At 73.7% G+C, this 26,342-nt stretch carries 38 protein-coding genes; 14 read left to right on the forward strand and 24 right to left on the reverse strand.

The features are described 5' to 3' along the window. From ACXJKG_RS06515 to ACXJKG_RS06535, 5 genes are all read right to left on the reverse strand, one after another. Positions 1–922 (reverse strand): RNA polymerase sigma factor (locus tag ACXJKG_RS06515; RefSeq protein WP_456844941.1); only part of this gene is annotated, 922 nt, incomplete at its 3' end. Further along, entirely contained in the window at positions 919–1,149 is a 231-nt protein-coding gene (locus ACXJKG_RS06520) for a hypothetical protein (RefSeq protein WP_456844942.1), read from the reverse strand. The genes ACXJKG_RS06520 and ACXJKG_RS06515, both read right to left, overlap by 4 nt. Beyond that, complete coding sequence (locus tag ACXJKG_RS06525; protein ID WP_456844943.1) at positions 1,146–1,544, reverse strand: YciI family protein; 399 nt, start codon at positions 1,542–1,544, stop codon at positions 1,146–1,148. The genes ACXJKG_RS06520 and ACXJKG_RS06525 overlap by 4 nt, the downstream gene beginning before the upstream one ends. A gap of 82 nt (positions 1,545–1,626) precedes the next feature. Beyond that, positions 1,627–1,971 carry a YciI family protein gene (locus ACXJKG_RS06530; RefSeq protein ID WP_456844944.1) on the reverse strand — a complete coding sequence of 115 codons (345 nt, stop codon included), beginning with the start codon at positions 1,969–1,971 and terminating at the stop codon, positions 1,627–1,629. Continuing rightward, positions 1,968–2,333 carry a YciI family protein gene (locus ACXJKG_RS06535; RefSeq protein WP_456844945.1) on the reverse strand — a complete coding sequence of 122 codons (366 nt, stop codon included), beginning with the start codon at positions 2,331–2,333 and terminating at the stop codon, positions 1,968–1,970. The genes ACXJKG_RS06530 and ACXJKG_RS06535 overlap by 4 nt, the downstream gene beginning before the upstream one ends. Before the next feature lie 107 nt (positions 2,334–2,440). On the opposite strand from ACXJKG_RS06535, the gene ACXJKG_RS06540 reads away from it, so the two are divergent. Further along, on the forward strand, positions 2,441–2,722 hold the full coding sequence (locus ACXJKG_RS06540; protein ID WP_456844946.1) for an ArsR/SmtB family transcription factor: 282 nt from the start codon (positions 2,441–2,443) through the stop codon (positions 2,720–2,722). Next, positions 2,719–3,105 (forward strand): VOC family protein, encoded by a 387-nt coding sequence (locus tag ACXJKG_RS06545; RefSeq protein WP_456844947.1) that lies wholly within the window; start codon positions 2,719–2,721, stop codon positions 3,103–3,105. The genes ACXJKG_RS06540 and ACXJKG_RS06545 overlap by 4 nt, the downstream gene beginning before the upstream one ends. Before the next feature lie 34 nt (positions 3,106–3,139). Here ACXJKG_RS06545 and ACXJKG_RS06550 read toward each other — a convergent pair whose 3' ends face one another. Beyond that, on the reverse strand, positions 3,140–3,508 hold the full coding sequence (locus ACXJKG_RS06550; protein ID WP_456844948.1) for a YciI family protein: 369 nt from the start codon (positions 3,506–3,508) through the stop codon (positions 3,140–3,142). A gap of 83 nt (positions 3,509–3,591) precedes the next feature. On the opposite strand from ACXJKG_RS06550, the gene ACXJKG_RS06555 reads away from it, so the two are divergent. Together ACXJKG_RS06555 and ACXJKG_RS06560 are read left to right on the forward strand one after the other, a co-directional pair. Further along, positions 3,592–4,299 carry an SDR family NAD(P)-dependent oxidoreductase gene (locus tag ACXJKG_RS06555; RefSeq protein ID WP_456844949.1) on the forward strand — a complete coding sequence of 236 codons (708 nt, stop codon included), beginning with the start codon at positions 3,592–3,594 and terminating at the stop codon, positions 4,297–4,299. 135 nt (positions 4,300–4,434) lie between these two features. Continuing rightward, on the forward strand, positions 4,435–5,190 hold the full coding sequence (locus tag ACXJKG_RS06560; protein WP_456844950.1) for a PadR family transcriptional regulator: 756 nt from the start codon (positions 4,435–4,437) through the stop codon (positions 5,188–5,190). Between the two features lie 57 nt (positions 5,191–5,247). Here the strand turns inward: ACXJKG_RS06560 and ACXJKG_RS06565 are convergent, their stop codons facing one another. The 8 genes from ACXJKG_RS06565 to ACXJKG_RS06600 all read right to left on the reverse strand — a co-directional run bounded on the left by ACXJKG_RS06565 (position 5,248) and on the right by ACXJKG_RS06600 (position 12,127). Beyond that, positions 5,248–6,420 (reverse strand): low temperature requirement protein A, encoded by a 1,173-nt coding sequence (locus tag ACXJKG_RS06565; protein ID WP_456844951.1) that lies wholly within the window; start codon positions 6,418–6,420, stop codon positions 5,248–5,250. A 54-nt stretch (positions 6,421–6,474) separates the two neighbouring features. Further along, on the reverse strand, positions 6,475–7,266 hold the full coding sequence (locus ACXJKG_RS06570; RefSeq protein ID WP_456844952.1) for a DivIVA domain-containing protein: 792 nt from the start codon (positions 7,264–7,266) through the stop codon (positions 6,475–6,477). Between the two features lie 56 nt (positions 7,267–7,322). Next, entirely contained in the window at positions 7,323–8,039 is a 717-nt protein-coding gene (locus ACXJKG_RS06575; RefSeq protein WP_456844953.1) for a YqjF family protein, read from the reverse strand. Between the two features lie 146 nt (positions 8,040–8,185). Next, positions 8,186–9,238 (reverse strand): NAD(P)-dependent alcohol dehydrogenase, encoded by a 1,053-nt coding sequence (locus ACXJKG_RS06580; protein WP_456844954.1) that lies wholly within the window; start codon positions 9,236–9,238, stop codon positions 8,186–8,188. Positions 9,239–9,275: 37 nt separating this feature from the next. Beyond that, positions 9,276–10,097, reverse strand: coding sequence for an SDR family NAD(P)-dependent oxidoreductase (locus tag ACXJKG_RS06585; protein ID WP_456844955.1), 822 nt, complete (start codon positions 10,095–10,097; stop codon positions 9,276–9,278). A gap of 62 nt (positions 10,098–10,159) precedes the next feature. Further along, a complete protein-coding gene (locus ACXJKG_RS06590; RefSeq protein ID WP_456844956.1) occupies positions 10,160–10,498 on the reverse strand; it encodes a VOC family protein in 339 nt (112 codons plus the stop codon). Between the two features lie 40 nt (positions 10,499–10,538). Further along, the gene (locus tag ACXJKG_RS06595) at positions 10,539–11,399 is read right to left on the reverse strand and encodes a class I SAM-dependent methyltransferase (RefSeq protein ID WP_456844976.1); all 861 of its coding nucleotides are present in this window, start codon (positions 11,397–11,399) and stop codon (positions 10,539–10,541) included. After that, positions 11,399–12,127, reverse strand: coding sequence for a methyltransferase domain-containing protein (locus tag ACXJKG_RS06600; protein WP_456844957.1), 729 nt, complete (start codon positions 12,125–12,127; stop codon positions 11,399–11,401). The genes ACXJKG_RS06595 and ACXJKG_RS06600 overlap by 1 nt, the downstream gene beginning before the upstream one ends. Before the next feature lie 79 nt (positions 12,128–12,206). Between ACXJKG_RS06600 and ACXJKG_RS06605 the strand changes: the two genes are divergently transcribed. After that, entirely contained in the window at positions 12,207–13,688 is a 1,482-nt protein-coding gene (locus ACXJKG_RS06605) for an MFS transporter (RefSeq protein ID WP_456844958.1), read from the forward strand. Positions 13,689–13,693: 5 nt separating this feature from the next. Here the strand turns inward: ACXJKG_RS06605 and ACXJKG_RS06610 are convergent, their stop codons facing one another. Beyond that, positions 13,694–14,341 carry an NADPH-dependent F420 reductase gene (locus tag ACXJKG_RS06610; protein WP_456844959.1) on the reverse strand — a complete coding sequence of 216 codons (648 nt, stop codon included), beginning with the start codon at positions 14,339–14,341 and terminating at the stop codon, positions 13,694–13,696. Between the two features lie 51 nt (positions 14,342–14,392). Between ACXJKG_RS06610 and ACXJKG_RS06615 the strand changes: the two genes are divergently transcribed. Genes ACXJKG_RS06615 through ACXJKG_RS06635 form a run of 5 tightly spaced genes read left to right on the forward strand, consistent with a single transcriptional unit; the run spans position 14,393 to position 17,208 of the window. Further along, positions 14,393–14,917, forward strand: coding sequence for a universal stress protein (locus ACXJKG_RS06615; RefSeq protein WP_456844960.1), 525 nt, complete (start codon positions 14,393–14,395; stop codon positions 14,915–14,917). Continuing rightward, positions 14,914–15,339 (forward strand): fluoride efflux transporter FluC, encoded by a 426-nt coding sequence (locus ACXJKG_RS06620; protein ID WP_456844961.1) that lies wholly within the window; start codon positions 14,914–14,916, stop codon positions 15,337–15,339. The genes ACXJKG_RS06615 and ACXJKG_RS06620 overlap by 4 nt, the downstream gene beginning before the upstream one ends. Then, positions 15,336–15,701: a fluoride efflux transporter FluC gene (locus tag ACXJKG_RS06625; protein WP_456844962.1), complete on the forward strand. Its 366-nt coding sequence runs from the start codon at positions 15,336–15,338 to the stop codon at positions 15,699–15,701. The genes ACXJKG_RS06620 and ACXJKG_RS06625 overlap by 4 nt, the downstream gene beginning before the upstream one ends. Positions 15,702–15,726: 25 nt before the next feature. Beyond that, positions 15,727–16,317 carry a TetR/AcrR family transcriptional regulator gene (locus ACXJKG_RS06630; protein WP_456844963.1) on the forward strand — a complete coding sequence of 197 codons (591 nt, stop codon included), beginning with the start codon at positions 15,727–15,729 and terminating at the stop codon, positions 16,315–16,317. A 21-nt stretch (positions 16,318–16,338) separates the two neighbouring features. Next, a complete protein-coding gene (locus ACXJKG_RS06635) occupies positions 16,339–17,208 on the forward strand; it encodes an alpha/beta fold hydrolase (RefSeq protein ID WP_456844964.1) in 870 nt (289 codons plus the stop codon). Here the strand turns inward: ACXJKG_RS06635 and ACXJKG_RS06640 are convergent. Together ACXJKG_RS06640 and ACXJKG_RS06645 are read right to left on the reverse strand one after the other, a co-directional pair. Beyond that, on the reverse strand, positions 17,205–17,846 hold the full coding sequence (locus ACXJKG_RS06640; RefSeq protein WP_456844965.1) for a cation transporter: 642 nt from the start codon (positions 17,844–17,846) through the stop codon (positions 17,205–17,207). The genes ACXJKG_RS06635 and ACXJKG_RS06640 overlap by 4 nt on opposite strands. Then, complete coding sequence (locus ACXJKG_RS06645) at positions 17,831–18,163, reverse strand: ArsR/SmtB family transcription factor (protein WP_456844966.1); 333 nt, start codon at positions 18,161–18,163, stop codon at positions 17,831–17,833. The genes ACXJKG_RS06640 and ACXJKG_RS06645 overlap by 16 nt, the downstream gene beginning before the upstream one ends. A gap of 59 nt (positions 18,164–18,222) precedes the next feature. Here ACXJKG_RS06645 and ACXJKG_RS06650 point away from each other — a divergent pair, with 59 nt between their 5' ends. Both ACXJKG_RS06650 and ACXJKG_RS06655 read left to right on the forward strand, forming a co-directional pair. Further along, positions 18,223–19,431, forward strand: a complete 1,209-nt coding sequence (locus ACXJKG_RS06650) for an MFS transporter (RefSeq protein ID WP_456844967.1) — start codon at positions 18,223–18,225, stop codon at positions 19,429–19,431. 5 nt (positions 19,432–19,436) lie between these two features. Then, the gene (locus tag ACXJKG_RS06655; RefSeq protein ID WP_456844968.1) at positions 19,437–19,760 is read left to right on the forward strand and encodes an ArsR/SmtB family transcription factor; all 324 of its coding nucleotides are present in this window, start codon (positions 19,437–19,439) and stop codon (positions 19,758–19,760) included. A gap of 1 nt (position 19,761) precedes the next feature. On the opposite strand, the gene ACXJKG_RS06660 is transcribed toward ACXJKG_RS06655, so the two are convergent. Both ACXJKG_RS06660 and ACXJKG_RS06665 read right to left on the reverse strand, forming a co-directional pair. Further along, the gene (locus tag ACXJKG_RS06660; RefSeq protein WP_456844969.1) at positions 19,762–20,262 is read right to left on the reverse strand and encodes an N-acetyltransferase family protein; all 501 of its coding nucleotides are present in this window, start codon (positions 20,260–20,262) and stop codon (positions 19,762–19,764) included. After that, positions 20,259–20,630 (reverse strand): ArsR/SmtB family transcription factor, encoded by a 372-nt coding sequence (locus tag ACXJKG_RS06665; RefSeq protein ID WP_456844970.1) that lies wholly within the window; start codon positions 20,628–20,630, stop codon positions 20,259–20,261. Before ACXJKG_RS06665 ends, ACXJKG_RS06660 begins: the two co-directional genes overlap by 4 nt. Before the next feature lie 92 nt (positions 20,631–20,722). Here ACXJKG_RS06665 and arsM point away from each other — a divergent pair, with 92 nt between their 5' ends. Then, positions 20,723–21,475 carry an arsenite methyltransferase gene (arsM, locus tag ACXJKG_RS06670; protein ID WP_456844977.1) on the forward strand — a complete coding sequence of 251 codons (753 nt, stop codon included), beginning with the start codon at positions 20,723–20,725 and terminating at the stop codon, positions 21,473–21,475. Here arsM and ACXJKG_RS06675 read toward each other — a convergent pair. From ACXJKG_RS06675 to ACXJKG_RS06690, 4 genes are read right to left on the reverse strand one after another with little or no spacing between them, the layout of a single operon-like run. Further along, on the reverse strand, positions 21,468–22,700 hold the full coding sequence (locus ACXJKG_RS06675) for an APC family permease (RefSeq protein WP_456844971.1): 1,233 nt from the start codon (positions 22,698–22,700) through the stop codon (positions 21,468–21,470). The two genes, arsM and ACXJKG_RS06675, sit on opposite strands and share 8 nt — an antisense overlap. After that, entirely contained in the window at positions 22,697–23,110 is a 414-nt protein-coding gene (locus tag ACXJKG_RS06680) for an arsenate reductase ArsC (RefSeq protein ID WP_456844972.1), read from the reverse strand. The genes ACXJKG_RS06675 and ACXJKG_RS06680 overlap by 4 nt, the downstream gene beginning before the upstream one ends. Continuing rightward, a complete protein-coding gene (locus ACXJKG_RS06685) occupies positions 23,107–24,024 on the reverse strand; it encodes a metalloregulator ArsR/SmtB family transcription factor (RefSeq protein WP_456844978.1) in 918 nt (305 codons plus the stop codon). Before ACXJKG_RS06685 ends, ACXJKG_RS06680 begins: the two co-directional genes overlap by 4 nt. A gap of 49 nt (positions 24,025–24,073) precedes the next feature. After that, positions 24,074–24,865 carry a dioxygenase family protein gene (locus tag ACXJKG_RS06690; RefSeq protein WP_456844973.1) on the reverse strand — a complete coding sequence of 264 codons (792 nt, stop codon included), beginning with the start codon at positions 24,863–24,865 and terminating at the stop codon, positions 24,074–24,076. A 99-nt stretch (positions 24,866–24,964) separates the two neighbouring features. On the opposite strand from ACXJKG_RS06690, the gene ACXJKG_RS06695 reads away from it, so the two are divergent. Then, positions 24,965–25,636: a hypothetical protein gene (locus ACXJKG_RS06695; protein WP_456844974.1), complete on the forward strand. Its 672-nt coding sequence runs from the start codon at positions 24,965–24,967 to the stop codon at positions 25,634–25,636. 7 nt (positions 25,637–25,643) lie between these two features. Here the strand turns inward: ACXJKG_RS06695 and ACXJKG_RS06700 are convergent. Next, a partial coding sequence (locus tag ACXJKG_RS06700; RefSeq protein WP_456844975.1) for an MFS transporter occupies positions 25,644–26,342 on the reverse strand: 699 nt, incomplete at its 5' end.

Consider the following 26,342-nt stretch of genomic DNA (forward strand, 5'->3'; position numbering starts at 1 on the left):
GCGGAGCCGCCCCGGCCGGCGAGGGCGCGGGCCGGGGCGACGGGGACGGCCCCGCCACGGGCAGGGTCGTCGGCAGGGACGCCAGCAGGGCCACGCCCTCGGCGATCTCGTCGCGATGCCAGCGGGAACGGTCCTGGTCGGGCAGCAGCACGAGGGCGCCGGCGGCGTCGAGCCGGGTGTCGCGGCGGGAGTGCTGCAGGAGCAGGAGCGCGAGCAGGGAGCGGACCACGGCACGCCCGGGCAGCAGGCCGTCGAGGACGCGGAGCAGCCGGATGGCCTCGTCGCCCAGGTCGACGCGCAGCACGGACGGGCCGACGCCGGGGTGGTAGCCGGACGTGAAGGCGAGGTAGACGACGGTGGCGACGACGTCGAGCCGCTCGTCGAGCAGGGCGGCGGGAGGGGTCGCGAACGGGATGCCGGAGGAGGCCAGCCGCTTCTTGGCGCGGGTGAGCCGGGCGGCCATGGTCGACTCCTGGACGAGCAGGAGTCGGCCGATCTCGGCGGTGGTGAGGCCGACGACGAACCTCAGGGTCAGGGCGACGCGGTCGTCGGGGGCGATGGCCGGGTGGCAGCAGGCGAAGATCAGGCGGAGCTGCTCGTCGGCCACGTGGGCGCCCGGGTCGACGACGGCCGCGGCGGCGGCGCGCATCTCGTCGTCGACCGCCATCAGCGGCTCCTTCCGTCGGGCCACCGCCTCGGAGCGGAGGCGGTCGAGGACGCGGCGCCGCGCGGCCGTGAGCAGCCAGGCGCCGGTGTTCGTCGGCACCCCGTCCACGGGCCAGTGCCGCGCCGCGGCCTCGAAGGCGTCGGACACGGCGTCCTCGGCGAGGTCCGGGCGGGCGTACTGGCCGATGAGCAGGCCGATGAGCCGTGACCAGTGGGCGCGCCAGGCGTCGGCGAGGGCGAGGTCGACAGGAGTCACGCGACCGGCCGGACCTCGAACGTCCCGACGTCGGGCAGCTGGCCGACGACCGCGTCGAGGTCCGACGCCTCCAGCACCTGGATGCCGGTGAGCGCCGACGCGGGTCCGGCGAAGGTGCCGTCGCGCAGCGCGTGGTCCTGCACGGAGGTCGCCGTGTCGACGGACCCTAGGGCGAGGCCTCCGGGCGGGAGCGCGGCGGAGTCGTAGGCGAGGACGACGAACCTCATGAGGCGGTCAGCGCGTCGCCGCTCTCCACGGCCACGCCGTTCTCGAACCGCACGGTCCGCCGGATCTCGACCGTCTCGCCGTTGAGCACCAGCGCGCTGACGGCCTCGGTCAGGGCGTCGAGGTCCGTGCGCGCGACGAGGTAGAAGCCCGCCACCTGCTCGGCCGTCTCGGCGAACGGGCCGTCGCTGACGACGATCCCGGCGCGGCCGTCGGACCGCAGCCCGCGCGCCCGGCCGGCGTTCCCCAGCGCGCGCGTCGCCACGATCTCCCAGCCGTTGTCGACGCAGTGCTGCTGGAACCCGCTGTGCGCGGCCCACGCGCGGTCGCGCTCGTCGTCGGTCAGCGCGGCGTCGCGCGCCTCGTCGCGGTACAGGACCACGGTGAACTCGGCCATGTCGCTCTCCTCGGGTGTCGAAGGGACGCCGTGCGCGTCCGCTGCCCCGATGACGTGCGAGCAGCGGCCGCATCGACACAACCTAGAGCTGCATGATCTCGCGGACCTCGATCGTGTACTCGGGGAGCAGCAGCGCGTGCTTCAGCACCGACTCGCGGTCGGCTGCGGTGACCAGGTAGAAGCCGCCGAGCTGTTCCGCGGTCTCGGCGAAGGGTCCGTCGACGACCGTCGAGTCCTCGCCCGCGCGGCGCAGCGTGACCGCCGTCGCGACGGGCTGCAGGGCCTCGGAGGCCAGGAACACGACCCCGAACTCGGCCGCCCGCTCGGAGTACTCCCGGTGCTGCCGGAAGAACTCGGCCGACTCGGCCTCCGTCGCCTCGGCCCAGATCCGCTCGTCCTGGTACAGCAGGACCAGGTACTCGCTCATGACTCGTGCACCACGACGGGGCGCAGCTCGGCGCCGCCACCGTCGGTCAGCAGGAGCTCGCCGGTGAGCCGGGCGAGAGCCTGGACGTCGTCCGTCTCGATCACGTAGTACCCGCCGAGGTACTCCGCCGTCTCGCTGTACGGGCCCTCGCTGACGGTGACCGGTCCGCCACCGTCGCGCCTGGCGGTGACGGCGTGCCGGGAGAAGTTCAGCTCCTCCCCGCCGACGATCTTGTGCCCCTGCTCGGCGCAGGCCGCGCCGTACGCCTGGTGCTCGGCCATGATCCGGTCGGTGATCTCCGGCGTCGCGGACTCCCAGAAGCCCTCGTCGCCGTACAGCAGCACCATCCACGTGTCGCTCATGTCGTTCCCTCCATCGGTCCACTGTGCCCGTCGGGGTCATGACGCGCGAGGGTCCGGAGAATCGACAGCCCTTGACAGGCAAGTGAATGCTTGCCTATACAGGAGGCGTGGCCGCCGACGTGTTCAAGGCTCTTGCCGACGCCACGCGCCGCGCGATCCTCGACGAGCTCCAGGACCGGGACGGGCAGTCGCTCTTCGAGCTCTGCTCGCGGCTGACGATGCGGCACGGCCTCGGGTCGACGCGGCAGGCGGTCTCGCAGCACCTCGAGATCCTCGAGGAGGCCGGTCTGGTCGTCGTCCGCCGCGAGGGCCGCTACAAGTTCCACCACCTCGACACCGGACCGCTGCGGCAGATCGCCCAGCGCTGGCCCCCAGGAGAACCGAGATGATCCGCCTCACCGTCACCAGCGTCTTCGTCGACGACCAGCAGAAGGCCTTCGACTTCTACACGGGCGTGCTGGGCTTCCTGCCGAAGCACGACGTCCCGCTCGGCGGGAGCGACCGGTGGCTGACGGTCGTCTCGGCGGCGGCTCCGGACGGCGTCGAGCTGCTCCTCGAGCCCAGCGGTCACCCCGCCGTCGGCCCGTTCAAGGCGGCGCTGGTCGAGGACGGCATCCCGTTCGCCTCGTTCGGGGTCGACGACGTGCAGGCCGAGTACGAGCGGCTGGTCGCGGCCGGGGTGCACTTCGTGCAGCCGCCGACCGCGATGGGCCCGGTGACGACGGCGGTCTTCGACGACACCTGCGGCAACCTCGTCCAGCTGGCGGGCTGACCTGCCCGGCGCGGGCTGACCCGCCCGGCGCTGGTCAGACGCCGACCGGCGCCGCGAGCGACTCGCGCAGCACGGCCGTCTCGCCCGTGACCCGGATCAGGTCGGCGACGAGCAGGGCGAGGCGGTCGAGGTCGGGCGTCGAGATCCGGTAGTAGCCGGCGATGACCTCGGTGCCCTCGGCGAACGGTCCGTCGGTGACGGAGACGTGGCCGCCGACGATCCGTACGACCATGGCGCGCGAGTGGTGCAGCTCGGCGTCGTCGTGGATCACGTGGCCCGCCTCGGCGCAGCGGCGCGCGAACACGGCGTGCGCCCGGTGGCCCGTGAGGCGGTCGGGGGCGTCGTCGGCGCTCAGGTTCGTCGGGTCGCCCTGCAGCGTGAGGATGTACTCGGTGGCGGTCATCTCGTCCTCCTGGTCGGTTGTCCCCATGACGCGCGCGACCCGCTGCGATCGACACCGTCCCACGGTGGTGTTTCGGTGGACCGATGAGGACTGCGGTGGTGACGGGCGGCGGGACAGGCATCGGTGCGGCGGTGGCGCGGCGGCTGGCGGCCGACGGGGACGACGTGGTGATCGTCGGGCGGCGGCGCGAGGTGCTGGAGCGGACGGCGGCCGGCGCGATGCGGGTCGAGGTGGCCGACCTGCGGGAGCCGGACGAGGTCGAGGCGCTCGCGGACCGGCTCGGGGTGGTCGACGTGCTGGTGCTCAACGCGGGCGGGTCGCTGGAGGCGGACGGCCCGGGGCTGGCGTCGACCGCGCGGCTGTGGACCGAGGAGTTCCGGCTCAACGTGCTCACCACGGTGCTGCTGGGCGAGGCGCTGCTGCCCGCGATGCCGAGGCCCGGCGGCCGGGTCGTGGCCATGAGCTCGGTGGCCGCCCTGCGCGGGGCAGGCTCCTACGGCGCGGCCAAGGCGGCGATCAACTCCTGGGTCACGGGCACGGCCGCGACGGTGGCGGCCGACGGGATCACCGTGAACGCGGTGGCGCCCGGGTTCGTGCCGGACACGGAGTTCTGGGGCGGCCGGCTCGACGACGCGGAGTACGCCCGGCGGCTCGCGCGCGTGCCGATGGGCCGACCGGGGACCGTCGAGGAGATCGCGGCTGCCGTCGCCTACCTCACGTCGCCGGACGCGGGCTGGACCACCGGGCAGGTGCTCGGCGTGCACGGCGGGGCGGTGCTGGCGCGGCTCTGACGCCGACATATCGCTAGGGGTTGTCAAAGATAGATCGACGATATATCGTTACGTCGTCCGGTCGAGATCGCGAGACCTCCCGGACCCGCGCCGAGCGACATCGCCCCGCGGCCCACATCGTCAAGGAGACACCCCATGCGACACCCCCACACCCACCCCGACGGCCGCTTCGCCGGCCCCGCGTTCGACACCACCGACCCGACCGCCCGCGGCGGTCGCAACCGCCGCCGCCGCGGCGACTTCCCCGACGCCCCCTACGAGGAGGGCTTCGACCCCCGGCGCGGCGGTCCCCGCGGCGCCTTCCCGCACGAGCACCACGAGCACGGCGGTCACCGCGGCTTCGGCCCCGGCGGGCCGCGCGGCTTCGGCGGCCCCGGCTTCGGTGGCGGCCCCGGCGGCCGCGGCCCCGGCCGTCGGGCAGGTCGCGGCGACATCCGCGCCGCGATCCTGCTCCTCCTCGCCGAGGAGCCGATGCACGGCTACCAGCTGATCCAGCAGATCGGCGAGCGGTCGGGCGGCACGTGGCGGCCCAGCCCGGGCGCCATCTACCCGGCGCTCAACCTGCTCGAGGACGAGGGTCTCATCGCCATCACCTCGGAGTCCGGCCGCAAGATGGCCACGCTCACCGAGGCCGGCGGCACCTACGTCGCGCAGAACGCCGAGCAGCTGGGCACCCCGTGGGAGGACGCCGCGAGCCGGCCCGCCTCGCCCGGTCGTGCCCTGCGCGGCGCCCTCGAGGCGCTCGGCGCGGCGGCCCACCAGGTCGCCCGCTCGGGCACGGACCAGCAGGCCACCCAGGCGCTCGAGGTCCTCGACCGCGCCCGCCGGGACCTGTACCTGATCCTGGCCGGCGACCCGGCTCCGACCACGGAGCCCACCCCGGAGGACTGACCTCCGCATCCCGACGAGGCACCCCCGCGATCGCGGGGGTGCCTCGTCGCGTCGTCCTCACGACGCCTGCGCGGCTGCCCCCGTCCGCAGCTCCGCGAGAGCCCACCCGAAGCCCACGACCGTCACCGCGGCGAGCGCGCCGAGCGCCGGGAGGGCCGCGAGCAGCGGGATCACCCCGACGGTGAGCGCGGCGCCCAGCAGTCGGGCGACCGGCCAGCGGGACCCGGTGGACCGCAGGAACACGGCGGTCCCGACGAGGTACGTGGCCACCCCACCGGCGAGCGCCGCGGCCCCGAACGTGCCGAACGCCTCGGACGACCCCACCTCCGCCATCGCCTCCTCGACCCCGAGGGCCGCGACGACCACCCCCGCGATCAGCACGTAGTGCAGGTAGGTGTACGCGAGGGTCCCGTACTCGGCGCGGGGGACGCCCTCGAGCCCGGCGAGGACGCGCTCGGCGACGTCGGAGGTCCGCAGGAAGTAGACCCACCACAGGACCAGGGCGAGCGCGATGCACAGCACGGCGCCGGCGATCACGGGAACACCTACGGGCAGGCGCGAGGCGCCGACGCCGATCGCGACCACCGACTCGCCCAGCGCCAGGATGACGACCAGGCCGTAGCGCTCGGCCCAGTGCGACGGGGAGTGCAGCCGCCAGTCACCGCCCCACCCGGTCAGGAGCGTCAGCCCCACGTCCCACACCAGGGCGCCGAGCCAGATCCAGGTCTGCGCGGGCGGCCCGACCAGCGCGCCGACCACCAGCAGCACGAGGGACGGCAGCATCGCGACCACCTGGGTCAGCAGCACCTGCCGCTGCAGTGCCCGGTCGCCCGCGCCGGCGACCAGGTACAGCGACGTGTGCACCAGCCGGACGACGGCGTACGCGACGACCAGCACGAGAGGTCCGTCGAGCCCGCCGGGCAGGTCGTCGAACGCCTCCGGCACGGCGAGGGTCGCGACGAAGATCGCGGCCATGGCGACCCCCATCCCCACGCGCAGGACACCCTGGTCGGCGGGCGACTGGTTGGCGAGCCAGCTGTACGACGTCCACGTCCACCAGAGGAGCGCGAGCACGATCAGCGCCTGCAGCACGCCCAGCCCCGAGTGCGTCTCGGCCATGAGGTGACTGACCTGGGTGAACGCGTAGACGTACACGAGGTCGAAGAACAGCTCGAAGGTGGTGACGCGGTGCCCCTCGTCGGAGGTACGCAGGCCGAGGCGTCGGATCACGGGGACCACCCTGCCGGACGTCCCGGCCCGGGGGCGAGGGGTCCGGCTGCTCGGCTACGCGCCGGTGAGCCGGTCGAGCACCGGCACCACGACGAGCATCCACCCCGCGGCGGCCAGCAGCGTGGTCACCACCGGGTAGGCGTGGGCCCACGAGATCGCCTCGGGCCAGCGCCGGCGCGCGTCCTTCGGCCGCCCGAGCACGGACCGGTCGCGCGTGACCGGCACACCCAGCGGCTCCCAGAAGTCGCGCGGCATCGACGGTCGCAGGCGGACCCGGAGGCGGACGCCCCCGGCGTGGTCGAGGACCAGGGCGTAGTCGACCGTCGAGCTGGTGGTGCCGGTGTACTCGAGCCGCAGCGTCACCACCCGCGCGATGTCCCCGACCGCCAGCCAGCCCGTGCGCAGGCCCCGCGACCGCCAGGAGATGCCGTCGCGGCCGACCGTGATGCGCTGGGCCGAGACCCGGGGCGCCCGGCCCGGCTTCACCCGCCGGGGTGGGTCGTCCGGCTTCTCCCCGACGACCATCGTCGCCAGCACGTCGCCGGCGATCGCGTACCAGGGCGGCCGGGGCGAGGAGTCCACGTCGACGGGCGCGACGGGCACGACCGGCCGCGGGGAGGCCAGGCTCGCGCGGGCCTCGTCGAGGAACGCGTCGACCTCGGCGATGTCGTAGCCCTCGCGCCACCGGGTCTGCTGGAGCTCGACCTCGTCGAGCCCGACGTTCCCCCCGGTCCGCAGGGCGACCGCCACCTGGTCGAGCAGGTCGTCGACCTCGTCCTGGTCGTACCCGGGCCGGAACTTCGTGGCGGCGAACCTCGCGTTGAGGACGTCGTCGGCGGAGAGCATGGGTCGATGGTTCCTCATGCGGGTGCCGCGACCGCGCACGTTCGCCCGATCGGCGGCTACAGCGGCGTCGCGAACCGCGCGTGCACGCCCGGCGAGTACAGCACCGAGTCSGGCGGCCGGTCCACGACGCCCGGCAGCCCGCCGGCGGCGACGAGCCCGTCGTCGAGCGACACCAGCGACGCGCGCCGCAGTGGCCACGGCTCGTGCTCGTTGGGCACGAACCGGGTCCGACCGCGCAGGACCGTGTGCATGCCCCAGCGTGCGGTGAGGAAGTCGGCGAGCGGGTCGTCGGCCACGGGCTCCGACGACGGGCGCACCACGAGGTGCGACGACGGCCGGCTCCCCGTGAGCCGGGTCGAGCGGTAGTCGAGGACGTCGCCCGCGCGCTCGAGGGACATCCGCGCCCACTGGTACGGCACGTTCATCACGGTCCGGGCGCCGAGCACGGTGAGCACCCGCGACGCCTCGAGCGACCGGAACAGCACGCCGCGCCGACCCTCGTCGTCGACCGTGTAGAGCCGCACGTTGATCTCGGGGAAGTCGCCGACGTACGGCAGCGCCGGCCCAGGGACGAGAGTGAACCGGGCCATCCGGAACGCGATCAGGCCGACCCACGACGAGCCGTCGTGCTCGTCGGGCCGTGTGCCCGGAGGCAGCAGCGGCGCGACGGCGTCGGCACCCACCCGCCAGTGCAGGAAGCTGACCCGCCGCCACTCCTGCGACAGGATCACGCGCCCGACCAGCGGCGGCGCGACGGCCCGGATCGGATCCACCCGGCCACCGTAGGCGCGCCGCGCGCCGGGGTGCGGGCGGCGAGGTCGTGAGTTGGCGACGACGTCGTCAGCCGCAACTCACGACGTCGCCCGAAACTCACGACCGGGCGGCGGCGGCGGCGCGACCGCGCCGGCCCGGCGAGGGGTCAGCCCGCCGGGATCGTCGACGTGTCGATGACGAAGCGGTACCGGACGTCGCTGTTCACCACGCGGTCGTAGGCCTTGTCGACGTCGTCGGCGGTGATGGTCTCGACGAGCGACCCGATCCCGTGCGACGCGCAGAAGTCGAGCATCTCCTGCGTCTCGCGGATGCCGCCGATGTTGGACCCGGACAGGTTCCGACGAGCGCCGGTGAGCGAGAACACGCGGAACGACTGCTTGTTCTCGGGCAGCCCGACGAACACGAGCGAGCCCTCGAAGCGGAGCAGCGAGAGGTAGGCGTCGACGTCGATGTCCGCGCCGACCGTGCTGATGATCAGGTCGAAGGACCGGCGCAGGTCGCGGAAGGTCTGCTTGTCGCTCGTCGCGTAGTAGTGGTCGGCGCCCAGCGCGAGGCCGTCGGCCTGCTTGGACAGCGACTGGCTGAGCACGGTGACCTCGGCGCCGAGCGCGTGCGCGAGCTGCACGCCCATGTGCCCGAGCCCGCCCATGCCGACGATGGCGACCTTCGACCCCGGGCCGGCGCCCCAGTGCTTGAGCGGCGAGTACAGGGTGATGCCGGCGCAGAGCAGGGGCGCGGCGACGTCGAGCGAGATCCCCTCCGGGATGCGCAGCGCGTAGCTCTCGTCGACGACGATCTGCGTCGAGTAGCCGCCGTACGTGGGCGTGCCGTCGTACGCCTTCGAGTTGTAGGTGCCGACGTTGCCGCGCAGGCAGAACTGCTCCTCGCCGGCCAGGCACATCTCGCACTCGCGGCAGGAGTCGACGAAGCAGCCGACGCCGGCCCGGTCGCCCACGGCGTGCTTGGTGACGGCCGACCCGACGGCCGAGATCACGCCGGCGATCTCGTGCCCGGGGACCATCGGGAAGATCGCCTTGCCCCACTCCTCGCGCGCCTGGTGGATGTCGGAGTGGCAGATGCCGGCGTAGGCGATGTCGATGAGGACGTCGTGCTCACCCAGCTCGCGGCGCTCGACGGTGCCGCGCTCGAAGGGGGCGCCGGCGGCGGGGGTGAGCAGGGCGGGGACGGTCAGGGACACAGGTGCTCCTCGAAGGACGAGAGGGGGACGGGGACCATCATGCGCCAGCGGCGATCCACCCGCGTGTCATCGCCTGCACCGCGGACCCGTCGAGGTCGGCCAGCTTGACGCCGGCGAACGCGTTCGCGGTCGGCGACGTCTGCACGCGGACGGGCGGGTCCTCGTCCATGAGCAGCTCGACCAGCAGTGCGGCGACGTCGTCGGCCGACTGGGCGTTCGCGAAGGCGCCGGCGGTCCGCTCCAGGTACGCGGCGAGCAGCGCTCCGTAGACGTCGTCACCCTCCGACGGCCGCCCGACGTTGGCGACGAACTCGCTGGCCACGGCCCCGGGCTCGACGATGACGACGGACACCCCGACCGCGGCGGCCACCGGCGCGAGGCTCTCCAGGAACCCCTCGACGGCGAACTTCGCGGCGCAGTAGGCGTCGTTGAAGGGCTGGCCGACGACGCCCCCGACCGAGCTGATGGTCAGCAGCCGGCCGCCCGACGCGCGCAGGTGCGGCATGGCGGCCTGGGTGACCGCGACGACGCCGAAGAAGTTGAGCTCCATGTTCGCCCGGAACGCGTCCATGGTGAGCGTCTCGGCGGTCCCGACCTGCCCGCCGCCGGCGTTGTTGACCACCGCGTCGAGGGAGCCGTGCGTGGCGACGACGTCGGCGACCACCTGACCGATCGCCGCATGGTCGGTCACGTCCAGCTGCCGGACGTCGAGCGGGAAGCCGCCCCCGCGCTCGCGGAGCGCACCGGCCTTGGACAGGTCCCGCATCGTCGCGACGGTGGTCCAGCCGGCGTCGGCGGCGGCGAGCGCGGTCTCCAGGCCGATGCCCGTGGAGGTGCCGGTGATCAGGACGGTGGGCATGAGGACCTCCGGGGACGACGAGGACGGGCGGAACCATCTTCCGCCCGCCCCGTCGTGCGCGCTCAGGCGTCCTGGGCCAGACCCACCGTGTGACCGTCGATGTCCGTGAGGGTGGCGATCGTCCTGCCGCCGCCCACCTGCGTCGCGTCCTGGATCACGGTCGCGCCGGCGGCGACGAGCGCGTCGCGGGTGGCCGCGAGGTCGGCGACGTGCCAGTAGTAGACCGGCCCCGCGCTCACGTCGCCGTTCGGGTTGAGCCCGAAGTGCTGGCCGGCGACGTCGAACCCGACGTAGTACGGCGCGTCGTGGCCGGGCTCGACCCCCAGCAGCAGCGTGTAGAACGCCTTCGACGCGGCAAGGTCGGACACCGGGACCACCACGGTCTTGATGCCATCGGTCATGGTCGTGCTCCTTCTCGTCGGGGGCCCCGCAGGGCCGCTCTCACGCTACTGACGGACGGGGTCGTCGCAACGTGACCGCRGGACCCGCCGGACGCCGGCCGACGTACAGCAGGTGGCMGGCGGTGCTCAGCACGCCCGGGTCCGCCGCGAGCGCGACCAGCCGGTCGAGCAGCCGCAGGTACGCCGTCGGCTGCTCGACGCGCAGCGCCTCGACACCGTCCTCGACGCCGGTGAGGAACCCGTGGGTCGACGCCAGGAGCACGGTGTCGAGCCCGTGCGACTCGAAGAAGGGCGCCACGGCGGACGGCTCGACGCCGTAGACGTGCGTGAAGCGTCCGGGTACGGCGTTCTCGAAGGTCCCCTCGTCGAGCAGCCGGTCCAGGAGCGCGGGGTCCGCGAGCTGCCAGCGCTCGTCGGGGAGCGACAGGAGCCGGCGCACCGAGACGTACCGCGGCATGAGCGCGACGGCGACGAGCCCGCCGGGACGGGTCACGCGCGCGAGCTCGGAGGCAGCCTGCGCGCGGTCGTCGGCAGACGTCAGGTGGTACATCGGACCGAGCGAGAGGACCGCGTCGAACGTCCCGTCGCCCCAGCGCGAGAGGTCGCGCGCGTCGATCTCGACCACCTCGCGGACGGTGCCGGCGGGCAGCGACGACTGCGCGATCGCCAGCAGCTCGGGGGACAGGTCGGCCAAAGTGACGTCCCAGCCGAGCTCGGCCAGCCACACGGAGTACGGACCCGTGCCGCCGCCCAGGTCGAGCGCGCGGCCCGGCGCTCCGAGGTGCGGCTCGAGGAGCCGGGTGGTCAGGACGCGCTCGAGCAGCCCCTCGTCGGAGAGGAGCCTGTCGCGCTCGTGCTGACTCTTCGAGGCGTAGTACGCCCGGACCGCCTCGACGTCCATCACGGCCGCTTCGCGAGCGCGAGCACGCCCCATCCGAGGTACGGCCGCCGGTAGGTGACGTACTGCAGGGGAGCCGTCGACAGCTCCTCGCGGAAGGCCGGCGCCAGCGGGTCGTCGGGGTGCTCGTCGAGGAACCGGCGCACGTTGAGCCACTGCGCGGCCACGTAGCGGTCCCAGCCGGCCTCGTCGGCGAGCACCATCTCGACCACGTCCCAGCCGGCGTCCTGCACCCGCGAGACCAGGCCGGGCAACGTGTCGAAGTCGCCGATCAGCGCGCGGGCCTCCGCCGGCGTCCCGGAGCGCCAGAACGGCTCGCCGACCAGCGCGATCCCGCCCGGCTTCAGCGACCGTCCGAGCAGCTCCAGGGTGCCGACGACGCCGTCGCCGATCCAGGTCGCGCCCACGCAGGACGCCACGTCGACCGGCATGGCGGAGGTGTAGTCGGACGCGTCGGCGAGCACGACGTCCACGTCGACGCCGAGCGCGACCGCCCTCGCACGCGCCGCCTCGACGAACGCCGGGTTGAGGTCCACGCCGGTGCCGACGGTGCCGTGGTCCCGCGCCCAGGTGCACAGCAGCTCGCCCTTGCCGCACGCGAGGTCGAGCACGGACGCGCCGGGTTCGAGGTGCAGCGCGCGGCCCAGGGTCGCCAGCTGCTCGTCGGTGTACGGGTCGAGGATCCGGTGGGAGCGTTCGCGGATCGCGTGGTACCGGAGTGCGTCGGTCATGCGCCGGACGCTACGACCGAGCAGCGGCCCCGGCGAGACCATTACTCGGATGACCGGGGCAAGTGCCAGAGTGGCGGGCATGGCTGCTGGCAGACGACTCGTCCCCGCGCTGGTCTACGCCGCCCTTGCGGCCGCGATCATCAGCTCGCTCGGACTGCTGCTCGTCCCCACGATCGCCGCAGCGTTCGGCGTCTCGGTCAGCACCGCGCAGTGGACGCTGACCATCAACCTGCTGGTCGGAGCCATCGCCACGCCGGTCCTCGGGCGGCTGAGCGACGGACCCCACAAGAAGCGGATCCTGCTGGTCACGCTCGGGGTGATCCTGGTGGGCTCGGTGCTGGCGGCGACGGCGCAGTCGTTCGGCGTGCTGCTGGTCGGGCGCGCGCTGCAGGGCCTCTCGTACGCGATCACCCCGATGACCATCGCGCTCGCGCGCCGCTACTCGCCGCCCGAGAAGGTCCAGGCGGGGATCGCGTCGCTGTCCGTCACGGTCGCCACGGGGATCGGCCTGGGCTACCCGCTGACCGGGATCATCGCCGACTCGTTCGACTGGCGCTGGGCGTTCTGGTTCGCGGCGGCGTTCGTCGTGTCGGCCGTCGTCGTCGTGCTGGTGACCGTGCCGGCCGGGCCCGACGACCGCGGGCTCCGGCAGCCGTTCGACACGCTCGGGGCGGCCCTGCTCGGGGTGGGGCTCGCGGCGCTGCTGCTCGGGATCAGCGAGGGGCCGAACTGGGGCTGGGGCTCGGCCACGACGCTGGGGGTCCTGGCCGCCGCGGTCGTCGTGCTCGCCGTCTGGGTCGGGCGCGAGCTCGCCACGGACCACCCCCTCATCCGGCTCGACCTGCTGCGCCGCCCGGACGTGCTGCTGGCCAACGCCACCGCGCTGAGCATCGGCATGTCGATGTACATCGGCGTCTCGGTCATCAGCCTCGTCGCGCAGGCGCCGACGTCGACCGGGTACGGCGTGGGGCTGCCGCTGTTCTGGGCCGGGTTCGTCATGCTCCCGATCTCCGTCGGCAGCCAGCTGGCCAGCCGCGTCGCCCGTGCCCAGGCGCACCGCGTGAGCTTCACGATGCTGCTCCCGATCGGCGCCGCGTTCGTCACGCTCGCCAACGTGCTGCTGCTGGTCGCGCACGACCAGCTGTGGGAGCTGCTGGCGGGCATGCTGCTGATCGGGATCGGCATCGGCACCACCTACGCGGCCATGCCGGGCCTCATCGCTCGCGGAGTCGTCGCGCAGGAGCTGGGCAGCGCGGTCTCGTTCAACCAGGTGCTGCGGACCGTCGGCGGGTCGGTCGGTGCGGCCGTGGCCGGTGCCGTCATCGCCAGCCACCTGGGCCCCGACCTGCACCCGACCGCGGACGGGATCGAGCTGACCTTCGTGATCAGCTCGATCGCCTGCGCCCTCGTGTTCCTCGGGCTGGCGACGCACGCCGTGCTCTCCGTCCGGCGGGCCCGTCGCACGGCCGTGCACCTGGCGGATGTCGTCCACGAGATCCAGGAGCACGAGCCGCACGACGAGCCGTCGCCGGAGCGCGACGAGGTCTTCGACGCGCCCTGAGCGGCTCACATGTCGCGGTAGCGGACCGCCTTCGCCAGCGCCGCGCGCATGCCGTCGGCGTCGTACGGCTGCACGTAGGCCGCGGTGTCGCGCTGGGCGCGCCAGCCCTCGGCCAGCTCGCCGGCGTCGACCACGTCGAAGCCGAACTGGTCGATGAGCGCCGAGACCGTCGCCTTGGCGTCGGTGTCGTCGCCCGCGATCGAGAGCGCACGACGGTTCGGGGTCCCGGCCGGCACGCCCTGCGAGCCGAGGTCGCTGAACATGATGTTGTTGAACGCCTTGACCACGTGCGAGGCGGGCAGGTGGCTCTGCAGCAGCTCGGAGACGGTGGTCGACTCGTTGTCGAGGACCTCGATCTGGCCGTCGCGCTGCGGGTAGTAGTTGTTGGTGTCGATCACGACCTTGCCGACGAGCGGCTGCACGGGGACGTCCGGGACGTTCTTGGTCGGGATGGTCACGACGACGATGTCGCCGGCGGACGCGGCCTCGGCCGGGGTGCCCGCCCGCGCCCGGTCGCCCAGCTGCTGGACGAGGTCGGTGAGGGTCTCCGGCCCGCGGGAGTTGCTGACGACGACGTCGTAGCCGTGGTCGATCGCGAGCTGGGCCAGGGTGCCGCYGATGTGTCCGGCGCCGATGAATCCGATGGTGGTCATGGGCAGCGCAACCTGTGCGTCGGCGCACCTGTTCCCGCGTAGCCTCGGCGAGTGACCCGTTCCACACCGCACCCGTGGCACGGCACCCCCGTCCCCGGCGCCCCGACCGTGGTCGTCGGCGTGATCCCGGGGCAGAAGCCGGTGGTGGTGCACCGGGCGGCGTCGCTGGCCCGGTCGATGGGCGCCGACCTGCTCTGCGTCTGGTCCGACCCTGCGCGCAGCTTCGTCGCCGAGGAGCCCGACGGCACGCTGGTCACCACGCCGCTGGACCCCGACCACGCCGACAGCACCGAGGGCGACGGCGTCGCGGAGACCGCCCTGGCGGCCGAGCTGGAGCGCAGCCTCGAGGGCGCGGACGTCGCCTGGCGGTTCGTCTACAGGGTCGGCGAGGCGTCGCGCGCGCTGGCCCGCGTCGCCGCGGGGTCGGGCGCGGTCCTGCTCGTCATCGGGAGCCGTCGGCCCGGTCTGGGCGGCTGGATGAACCACCTCATCGGCGGCTCGACCGCCGGGCACCTCGCGCACACCCAGTCGCTGCCGGTCACGATCGTCCCCCAGAGCCCGGAGGAGCCTTCGTGACCCGACCGGCGCACCTCGACCCGCGCCTCGTCGCGGTCGTCGCGCTCGGCGGTGCCGTGGGGACGACGGCGCGCTGGGCGCTGACCCAGACCGTGGGCACGTCCGCGTCCGGGTGGCCGACCGCGACGTTCGTCGAGAACCTGCTCGGCTCGTTCCTGCTCGGCGCGCTGCTCGAGGCGCTGCTGCGCCGCGGGTCCGAGTCGCGACGAGGGCGCGTGGTCCGGCTCGGCGCCGGGACCGGCGTGCTCGGCGGGTTCACCACGTTCAGCAGCCTGGCCATCGAGATGGAGCGGCTGCTCGCCGCCGGCCAGGTCACCATGGGTCTGCTGTACGGGGTGCTCAGCGTCGTGCTCGGCCTGCTGGCCTGCATCGCCGGGATCGCGCTGGCCGCGCGCCACCACCGCTGGCGGCACGCCACATGACCCTGCTGCTGATCGCGGTCCTCGGTGGGGTCGGCGCGGGGACCCGTTTCATCGTCGACGGCTCGGTGCGCAGCCGGTGGACGCGCGTCTTCCCGCTGGCCACCCTGCTGATCAACGTGTCCGGCTCGTTCCTCATCGGCCTGCTCAACGGCGCACACCTCTACCGCGGTCTCGGTCCGACGTGGCTGGCGGTCGCTGCGACGGGGTTCTGCGGCGGCTACACCACGTTCTCCACCGCGATGGTGGAGACGGTCCGCCTGATCCAGGCCGGCGAGCTGCGGCGGGCCACGGTCAACGCCGTGGGCTCGCTCGTCCTGTGCCTGGGGGCGGCGGCCCTGGGCGTCGCGATCATGGCGCTCTGACGCACGATCGTGCTATTCATGTCTCGTGAGCAAGGGTGAGGCGACGCGGCAGGCAGTGATCGACCAGGCGGTCGAGATCGCCGGGCGCCTCGGCGTCTCCGGGCTCACCATCGGCACCCTCGCCTCGGCGACCGACATGTCGAAGAGCGGTCTCTACGCCCACTTCCGCTCCAAGGAGGCGCTGCAGCTCGCCGTCCTGGCCGCCGCCCGCGAGCACTTCGTCGACCAGGTGATCCGGCCCGCCCTGGCCGCTCCCCGCGGCGAGCAACGGGTGCGGGTGCTGTTCGAGCGCTGGCTGACCACGTCGTCGTCGGGCGCGGCCGGCTGCCTGTTCGTCTCGGCCGCGACCGAGTTCGACGACCAGCCCGGGCCCGTCCGGGACCAGCTGGTCCGCGACCACTGGGACCTGCAGGACACGCTCGCGCAGGTGTACCGCTCGGGCGCGAAGGACGGGGCGTTCCGCGACGACCTGGCCCCCGAGCAGTTTGCGCACGACATGCACGGGCTGCTGCTGGCCCACTTCCACGCGCACCGGCTGCTGCACGACCCGGCCTCCGAGGCCCGCACCCGGTTCGCCTTCGAGCGGCTGATGCAGTCGCTCCTGCGCACGGACTGATCCGCACCGAAGGAGTTCGCCATGACCCAGTCGTCAGTCAAAAAAAGCACGACCGTTCGTACGCAGCTGCCCCCGGTCCCGCCCCTCGTCCGCGCGTCGGTCGGTGCCCTCGACCGCGTGGCGCCCGAGCTCGTCGCCCGCGGCGCCCTGCGCCTGTGGTGCAGGCCCGCCCGCGCGAAGCACCGTCCGTCGATCCCCGGCGGCGCCGCGTTCCGCGTCGGGCCGATCGTCGGACAGACGTGGGGCACCGGCCCGACCGTCTACCTGGTGCACGGCTGGGGCGGCCACCGCGCGCAGCTGGCGCCGCTGGTCCAGCCCCTGGTCGACGCCGGCCTCCGGGTCGTGGCCTACGACGCCCCGGCGCAGGGCGACTCGGGCCCGGGAGCGCTGGGGCGTCGCCGGACGACCCTGCCCGAGATGATGGCCGCCCTCGACGCCGTGATCGCGTCGCACGGTCCGGCGCACGCGGTCGTCGGCCACTCGATGGGGGCAGCCGCGAGCGCGCTGGCGGTGCTGGACGGCACGGTCACCGATCGGCTGGTCCTGGTCACGCCCCTGGCCGACCCCAGCACCTACACCGTCGGCTTCGCGCACGCCCTCGGGTTCAGCGAGCAGACCCGGCACCGGTTCGTCGTCCGGATGGAGGCGCTCGCGGGGCGGCGGCTGGCCGACCTCGACATCCCGGTCCGCGCGGCGAACACGGCCGGCCCGCTGCCCGCGGCGCTCGTCCTCAGCGACCGGGACGACAAGGAGGCCGACCACGAGGACGGCGCCCGGATCTCCCGCGCGTGGCCGGGCGCGGAGCTGGTGGTCAGCGAGGGGCTGGGGCACCGGCGGATCCTGCGCGACGAGGAGACGATCAAGCGGATCGTGGCGCACGCGGCGAGCTAGTCGTCGTCGCTCTGCGTCAGCGCGCTCACGGGAACGGTGCACGCGTCGCCCCGCCACGCCTCGAGGCCCTCGCGCACCGCGAAGCCGGCGATGACCAGCGCTGCCACCGGGTCGGCCCAGGTCCAGCCGAGCGTGCTGCTGAGCACCAGGCCGACCAGCAGCACCGCCGAGAGGTACGCGCACAGCAGCGTCTGCTTCGAGTCCGCGACCGCCGACGACGAGCCGAGCTCGCGGCCCGTGCGGCGCTCGAACCAGGAGAACGCCGGCATGACGACCAGGCTGACGGCGGCGAGGACGATGCCCGCGGTCGAGTGCTCCGGGGTGGAGGCGCCCAGCAGCGTCCGCACGGCGTCGACGGAGACGAACAGCGCCAGGCCGAAGAACGAGACCGCGATGAGCCGCAGGGCCGTGCGCTCGCGCACCTCCGGGTCCGGCGCGGTGAACTGCCAGGCGACGGCCGCCGCGGACAGGACCTCGACCACCGAGTCGAGGCCGAAGGCGACCAGGGCCGACGACGACGCGGCGCGGMCCGCCCACAGGGCGACGACCGCCTCGACGACGTTGTAGGTGATGGTCAGCCCGACGACCCACCGGATCCGTCGCTCCAGGATCGCCCGCCGGCTCACGAGCAGGTGCATCCGCCCGGCCCGCAGCAGGTGGGGTCGACGGCGACGACGAGCCGCAGCAGGTCGTCCAGCGCCGGTGCGAGGTGCGGGTCGGCCAGCCGGTACCAGGTGCGGCGCCCGTCGGGGATCGCCTCGACCAGGCCGCACCCGCGCAGGCAGGCGAGCTGGTTGGACATGACCTGCCGGGAGACGCCGAGCGCATCGGCCAGGTCGGACGGGTAGGCCGGTGCCTCGCGCAGCGCGAGAAGGACCCGGCTGCGCGTCTCGTCGGAGAGCGCGTGCCCGAGCCGGGCGAGCGCAGCCGTGTGCGTCAGGGTGACCGTCGCCATGAGCCGACGGTACACGCGATCCTTTACTGTCTAGTTGCGTAACCATGCAATCATTGAGGGTGATCCGCGCCCTCGCCCACCCCGTCTACCGGCGGCTCTTCGCCGCGCAGGTCGTCGCGCTGGCGGGCACCGGCCTGGCAACCGTCGCCCTCGGCCTGCTGGCCTACGACCTCGCGGGCGCCGACGCGGGAGCGGTCCTCGGCACGGCCTTCGCGATCAAGATGCTCGCCTACGTGCTGGTCGCCCCGGTCGCCGCCGTCGTCGTGGCGAGGCTGCCGCGCCGGGCCGTGATGATCGGCTCGGACGTGCTGCGGCTCGTCGTCGCGCTCGCGCTGCCGTTCGTCGGCGAGGTGTGGCAGGTGTTCGTCCTGATCTTCGTGCTGCAGGCGGCGTCGGCGACGTTCACGCCGACCTTCCAGTCGGTGATCCCGCAGGTCCTCCCCGACGAGGACGACTACACCTCGGCGTTGTCGCTGTCCCGGTTGGCGTACGACCTCGAGGCGGTCCTCTCGCCCGTGCTCGCGGCGGCGCTGCTGCTCGTCGTGCCCGCGAACGCGCTGTTCGTCGGCACTGCCGCGGCCTTCGCGGGCTCCGCGCTGCTGGTGGGTTCGGTGGTCCTGCCGCGGGGGACCGTGCCGAGCTCGCCGACGCCGTTCCGCCTGCGGCTCCGGCGCGGCGCGGAGCTCTTCGTGCGGACACCCGCGCTGCGGCCGGTGCTCGCTCTCAACCTCGTCGTCGCGGCGGCGGGTGCGTTCGTGCTGGTGCAGACCGTGGTGATCGTGCGGAGCACCTTCGGTCTGGGCGACGGGGCGGTCGCGCTGGTCCTCGCGGCCAACGGGCTCGGGTCGATGGCCGCGGCACTCTCGCTCCCGCGCGTGCTGCGCCGACTCCCCGAGCGGCCGGTCATGCTCGGCGGCGCGGTCGTGCTCTGCGTCGCGACGGCCGCTGTGCCGCTCGCGCTGCACGTCGGCGTCGTCGCGGTCTGCGTGCTGTGGGTGCAGGTCGGGGTCGGGTGGGCGTGCGTCGAGACCCCGGTCGGGCGCCTGATCCGACGCGAGGTGTCCGAGGACGACCTCCCCGCTGCGTTCGCCGCGCAGTTCTCGCTGTCGCACGCCTGCTGGTTGCTCACCTATCCGCTGGCCGGCTGGCTGGGTGCTTCCGGCCTGCCCGCCGCCGCCCTCGTGCTCGCGGTCGTCGCGACGGTGGGCACGATCGTGGGCGCCGCGCTGTGGCGGACGCCGGCCAGGGTCGAGATCCTGCCATCATGACGACGATGTCCACGACGCGCCCCGACGCCGACCTCGACCACGCGGTCGACATCCTGCGCCTGCTCGCCGACCGCACGCGCCTCTCGGTCCTCGCGATGCTCGACGGCACCGAGATGTCCGTGAGCGCGATCGCCGAGGCGCTCGACCGGCCGACCCCCGCCGTCTCGCAGCACCTGGCCAAGCTCCGCGCCGGCCACCTGGTGACCGCCCGGCGCGCCGGCACGACGATCTACTACTCGCAGGCCAACGAGCACGTGTCCGCGCTGGTCACCAACGTGCTTCAGCACACCGAGCACACGCTGTACCCGGTGCCGCCGCACCACCGGTAGGTCAGAGGCGCTTCTCGACGAGGACGACGTCGCGCCACTGGTCCGCCAGGGGGCCGTACGTCATCCGGCCCAGCCGCTCGCGCGTGCCGACCACCCGGAACCCGGTCGCCGCGTGGACCGCCAGGCTGCCGGCGTTCTCGGGGAAGATCCCCGACTGCACGGTCCAGACGCCCTTCTCCCGCGCGTCGTCGAGCAGCGCCGTCAGGAGGACCCGGCCGATGCCGCGACCCTGCGCCGCGGGGTCGACGTAGACCGAGTGCTCGATGACGCCGGCGTAGGCGCAGCGGTCGGAGACGGCCGAGGCGGCCGCCCAGCCGACGACCGCCCCGTCCTCGTCGAGCGCGACGAGCCGGTGGGCCGCCAACCGGCCCGCGTCGAACGCCTCCCAGGTCGGCGGCGCGGACTCGAAGGTCGCGTGCCCGGTGGCGATCCCGGCGGCGTAGATCCGCTCGACGTCGGTCCAGTGCTCCGCGGTCATCGGGGCGATGCGCACCGCGCTCATGCGGCGGCGCCCGCGGCCAGGTGCACGCCGAGCTGGTGGGTGACGGCGTCGAGCGCGCCGGGGACCAGGGCGTAGTAGGCCCAGACGCCGCGCTTGTCGCGGGTGATCAGGCCCGCGTCGACCAGCACCTTGAGGTGGTGGGAGACCGTCGACTGGCTCAGTCCCACCGGCTCGGTGAGGTCGCAGACGCAGGCCTCGGCGCCGTCGTGCGCGGCGATCAGGGAGACCAGGCGCAGGCGCGTCGGGTCCGCCAGGGCCTTGAGCACCTGGGCCAGGCCGGCGGCAGCGGGCTCGCTGATCGCGTCGCGCGTCTGCGGCGTGCAGCAGGCGCGTGAGCTCGGGAGGACGGGGAGCAGGTCGAGGGCCATGACATCCATTCTTGCGCAGACATTGACAAGTGTCGATGTCTGGGACCATCGTACATATTGATGGTTGTCGATGGATGAGCGGAGAGAGCGACATGAACGACGTGCGTGAGCAGGTCCGGCAGCGGTACGCCCTGGCGGCCGTGCAGGTGGGCGGCGACGGGTGCTGCAGCGGGGGCTCGTGCGCCCCGGGGTCGGCCGAGGTCGACGAGAGGTTCGGCGCGGGGCTCTACGACGCGCAGGACGCGGTGACCCTCCCGGCCGAGGCGCTCGCGGCGTCGCTCGGGTGCGGCAACCCGCTCGCCGTCGCCGAGCTGCGGGCCGGTGAGCGCGTGCTCGACCTGGGCTCGGGCGGTGGCATCGACGTGCTGCTGTCCGCCCGGCGGGTCGGCCCGACCGGCTTCGCCTACGGCGTCGACATGACCGACGAGATGCTGGAGCTGGCCCGCGCGAACGCCGACCGGGCCGGCGCGACGAACGTGGAGTTCCTCCGTGGGACCATCGAGGACCTGCCCCTGGGCGACGCCGCGGTCGACGTGGTCATCTCGAACTGCGTCGTCAACCTGTCCACCGACAAGCCCGCGGTCCTCGGCGAGGCCTTCCGCGTGCTGGTGCCGGGCGGCCGGCTCGGCATCTCGGACGTCGTCGCCGAGGACCACCTCACGCCGGAGCAGCGTGCCGAGCGCGGCTCGTTCGTCGGGTGCATCGCCGGTGCGCTGTCCCGCAGCGCGTACCTCGAGGGCCTGGCGGCGGCCGGGTTCGCCGATGCCGAGGTCACCTTCACCCACGAGGTCGCGGACGGCATGCACGGCGCGGTCGTCCGGGCCCGCAAGCCGCTCGTCAGCTGACGGACCGGCGGACGGCCCACACCCCGGCGCCGACCAGCGCAACGACCGCCCCGCCGATCACGGACGCGACCGGCAGGGTCAGCGCCAGCACGATGCAGCCGGCCAGCCCGAGGACCGCCACCCACCGCGGCGGCCGCCTCTCGTCCGCCGTCATCCGCAGGGCGCTGGCGTTGGTCAGTGCGTAGTAGGTCAGCACGCCGAACGACGAGAACCCGATCGCCCCCCGCAGGTCGAGGGTGGCGACGAGGACGATCACGACGGCCGCGACCGCGAGCTCGGCCCGGTACGGGACCCCGTGCCGGGGGTGCACCGCCGCCAGGAACGGCGGGAGCTCGCGGTCGCGCGCCATCGCCAGGGTCGTGCGGGACACCCCGAGGATCAGCGCGAGCAGTGCGCCCAGGGACGCGACGGCCGCGCCTACCTGCACCACCGGGCTCCACGCCGACATCGACCCCGCCTCGACGACGGCGCGCAGCGGGGCCGCTGCCGCCGCGAGCCCGTCGGCGCCGACGGCCAGCAGCGCGCTCACGCCGACGACGAGGTAGACCACCAGGACGACGCCGAGCGCGAGCGGGATGGCCCGGGGGATCGTGCGCTGCGGCTCGACCACCTCCTCGCCGAGCGTGGCGATCCGCGCGTACCCGGCGAACGCGAAGAACAGCAGGCCGGCGGACTGCAGGATCCCGCGCAGGTCGCCGCCGGGGAACGGCGTCAGGTGGTCGGGCGAGGCGGTTCCCCCGGCCAGCGAGGCCACGACGACGACCGCCAGGGTCGCCAGCGTGAGCACGACGATCACCCGCGTGACCAGGACGGACTTCTGCACGCCGCGGTAGTTGAGGGCGGTGAGCGCGACGACCGCGAGGATGCCGACCAGCCGCGCGTGCCCGGGCGCCGCGTAGGACGCGAAGGTCAGGGCCATCGCCGCACAGCTGGCCGTCTTGCCGACGACGAACGACCACCCCGCCTGGAACCCCCAGAACGGGCCGAGGCGACGTCGCGCGTAGACGTAGGTGCCGCCGGACTCGGGGTGCACCGCCGCGAGCCGGGCCGACGAGGTGGCGTTGCAGAACGCGACCACCGCGGCGAGCCCCAGCCCGATGAGCAGACCTGATCCCGCGGCCTGCGCTGCCGGGCCGAACGCGGCGAAGACCCCGGCGCCCAGCATCGCGCCGAGCCCGACGACGACGGCGTCGGCAACCCCGAGCCGTCGGACGAGCGCGGTCACGCGGGGACGGGTGTCACGCCCAGCTCGGCGAGGAGCACGAGGATCCGTCCGCGGATCTCGTCGCGGATCGGGCGCACGGACGCGATGCCCTGCCCGGCGGGGTCCTCGAGGACCCAGTCCTCGTACCGCTTGCCGGGGAAGTACGGGCACGCGTCGCCGCAGCCCATGGTCACCACGACGTCGGAGGCCTGCACGGCCTCGGTGGTGAGCACCTTGGGCTGCTCGGCGCGGATGTCGATGCCGACCTCCGCCATCGCGTCCACGGCGACGGCGTTGACCTTGTCGGCGGGCATCGACCCGGCGGACCGGACCTCGACGGCGCCGCCCGACAGCGCGGTGAGGAACCCCGCGGCCATCTGAGACCGGCCGGCGTTGTGGACGCACACGAACAGGACGCTGGGCTTGGTCATGACTCTCCAGGGATGTCGAGGGACTCGAGCAGGGCACGGACGCGGGTGTCGATGTCGGCGCGGATCGCCGCGACGCCGTCGGGGGAGGCGAGGGCCGGGTCGCCGACGGCCCAGTCCTCGTAGCGGATCCCGGGGTAGACCGGGCAGACGTCGCCGCAGCCCATCGTCACCACGACGTCGGCGGCGCGGACGGCGTCGTCGGTCAGGGGCTTGGGGAAGCCGTCAGCACCCAGCGCCTCCAGCTCCGGGCGGACGTGGGTGTGGATGAGTGCCGCGGGCCGCGACCCGGCCGAGCGGGCCAGGACCGACGGGCCCGCGTGGTGCTCGAGCAGGGCGGCGGCCAGCTGCGACCGTCCGGCGTTGGCGACGCAGACGAACAGCACGCGCGGGACGGTCGCCCCGCCCTCGATCCGTACCAGGTCGTCCAGGCGTTGGCGGGCGAACCGCTGCGTGAGCCCGACCAGCTGCGTCCGCAGGCCGCCGGTCCGCGCGAGGGCCGTCGCGGAGTCGCGGACGACGTCCCGGACGCGAGCCGGGTCGATCGTGGGGTACCGCGGCGCGAGGTCGGCGGCCACCTCGTCGAGACGGTGGTCGAGGTCGGGCAGCGCCTCGGCGGGGCGCGCGTCGACCGCGGTGAACGCCTCCAGCACCGCCCGCACGGCGTCGCGGTGCTCGGGCGCGATCCGGTACCAGACCCACGTCCCGCGCCGCTCGGACGTGACCAGCCCGACGTCCTTGAGCACCTTGAGGTGGTGCGAGACCGTCGGCTGCGACACGGCGGTGAGCTCGCTGATGTCGAGCACGCACGCCTCGCCGGTCGGGCTGGCGGCGATGAGCGACAGGGCGCGCAGGCGGAGCGGGTCGGCGAGGGCCTTCAGCGCGCGGGCGACGTCCTCGGCCGCCGGCGCACTCATGGCTGTCGTCGCGGTCACCTGCCTATATTGAATTACTTCGATGCAGCGGTCAAACCCCCACGGTCAGCGCCGCGGTGTACCCCGCGCCGGCGGACCCGCTCATCGACGCGATCTGGTGGATCCCGCCGTCGTCGCCGAACACCATGTCCGACGCGAGGCTCACCTGCGCGAGGTTGTGCACCGACCGCTCGTACCCGTCGGTGGCGTAGACGGCCGTGCACGTCTCCTTCGGCAGCGCGATCTGCGAGGTCGTGACGATGGGCCCGCTCGCGACGGCGTCGTCGATGCTGCCGTAGACCTCGAAGTGGATGTGCGGCCACCGGCCCGAGTAGCAGGCCGGGAAGATCGACGTGAACGTCGCCGTCCCGTCGGCGTCGACCGCCTGCACGCCGCGCAGGTAGTTCACGTCGGCCAGACCGTCCCCGTACAGGGAGTAGGCGCCGGAGCGGTCGCAGTGCCAGATGTAGACCGCGGCGCCCGTCATCGCATCGCCGGTCGTCGCGTCGCGCACGGTGAGCTGGACGGTCAGGGGAACACCCTCGGCGGTGACCGTCGACGAGCCGAAGCTGGACCGGATGTCGCTGCGCACGATCCCCGAGTCGTCCAGCACGTTCACACCGTTCGACCCGTCGCCGGGGAACGGGCCGGCGGTCTCGTCGGGAACCTCGGACAGCGAGGTGGTCGGGCTGTCCCCGCACGCCGCCAGCAGCACCGCGGCGCTGACGCCGCCGAACAGCCCGAGCACCTGCCGACGGTCKATCAGCGTGCGCACGTCGTAGACCAGACCGCGGTCGTCCTCGTCGAGCTCGCGGCCGCGCGCGTCGAGCCAGCGTCGTGTCATGCACACCAGTCTCGGCGCGACCCCTGTGTGCACGCTGTGCTCAGGTGCCGGGCCGCATCTGCCGATCCGTCGATGAACCCCAGCGGCCGAAGGAGTGCAGTGCGCGGAGCATGGACCGGCGTCGTCGTGGCCGCGGCGTTGCTGCTGTCGGCGTGCCGGCCCCTCGACGTCGAGAGCCAGCCCGTCCGGTCCGAGGCGCCCTCCGTGGCCGCCCCCGTGGCGTCCCCGAGCGCGCCCGGGGTCGACCCCAACGTCGAGGCCCGGTGGGTCCAGGCCTACGACGCCGCGTACCACGCGATGGAGTACGTGCTCGAGCCCGAGGACCTGGCGTGGATCGCGCGCACGTGGGGCACGGCGGTGACCACGGAGTTCGGCCAGGGCGACGTCACGGCGGACCCGGCTCTCTTCGCGCCGTGGACCGACGAGTGGGGCTGGACGCCGATGCTCGACAACGACGTGGAGGTGGTGGGCGGCGACCCGGCCGCGGTCCGCGCCGGGCTCGAGGCAGCGGCGGCCCGGATCTTCATGGTCGACGCGGAGGGCGTGGAGCACCCGGCCTCGCAGCTCGAGGACCTCGCGGTCGAGGAGACGTTGATCGTGGCCTACGTCAGCGGGGTCGACGACGACGGCACCGGCCTCGGCTACTCCATCGACACCCAGGGCGCCGGCTACCCGGAGGCGGCGCGCACCATGATGACGATCCTGGTCGAGGAGCTCGAGAAGGCCGGCGTCCACGACGCCCGCCTGGTGCCGATCCCCGACGCCGCCTGACCGGTCCTCACGCCGGCGCGGGCGCGTCCTGCTCGTCGGTGTGCGCCACGTGCCGCAGCTCGTGCCAGATCAGCACGACGAAGATGGCGGACCCCACGAACGCGAACCAGAACGGCGCCGTCACGCCGTACCGCTGCGCGAGCACCCCACCGATCGCCGCGCCGACCACCAGCCCGCCGAACACCCCGACCAGGTTCACGCTGCCGACCCGCCCCTGCAGCTCCGTGGGCACCGCCCGCTGCCGGATGGTCACCGACGTCGTCCCCCACACGAACGCGTGCGCCCCGAAGACGAAGAAGACGAGCAGAGCGAACCAGGCCGTGGTCGTCAGCGCCAGCGCGAGGTGGGTGAGCGTCTCGACGATGAGCCCGATCCGCATGAGGTTCGCCAGGCTGACCCGTCGCGTGATCCACCCGTACGAGACGGTGCCGACGAGCCCACCGAGCGCCCCGACGGTCGTGATGAGCCCGAACCCGATCGCGCCGAGCCCGAGGTGCTCCCGCGCGTAGAGGACGAGCACGGACCACGCCGCCCCGAACGTCACGTTGAAGATCAGGATGGTCAGCACGAGCGTCCGCACGGCGGCGTGGTGCCGCACCCAGCGGACGCCCTCGGCGATGTCGTGGCGGATGTGGGTGTCGGGCCGCTCGCTGCGGTGCGGCGGGAGCGCGATCCGGGAGATCAGCACCGCTCCGGCGGCCACCAG

Source organism: Cellulomonas sp. P5_C6 (assembly GCF_054049635.1).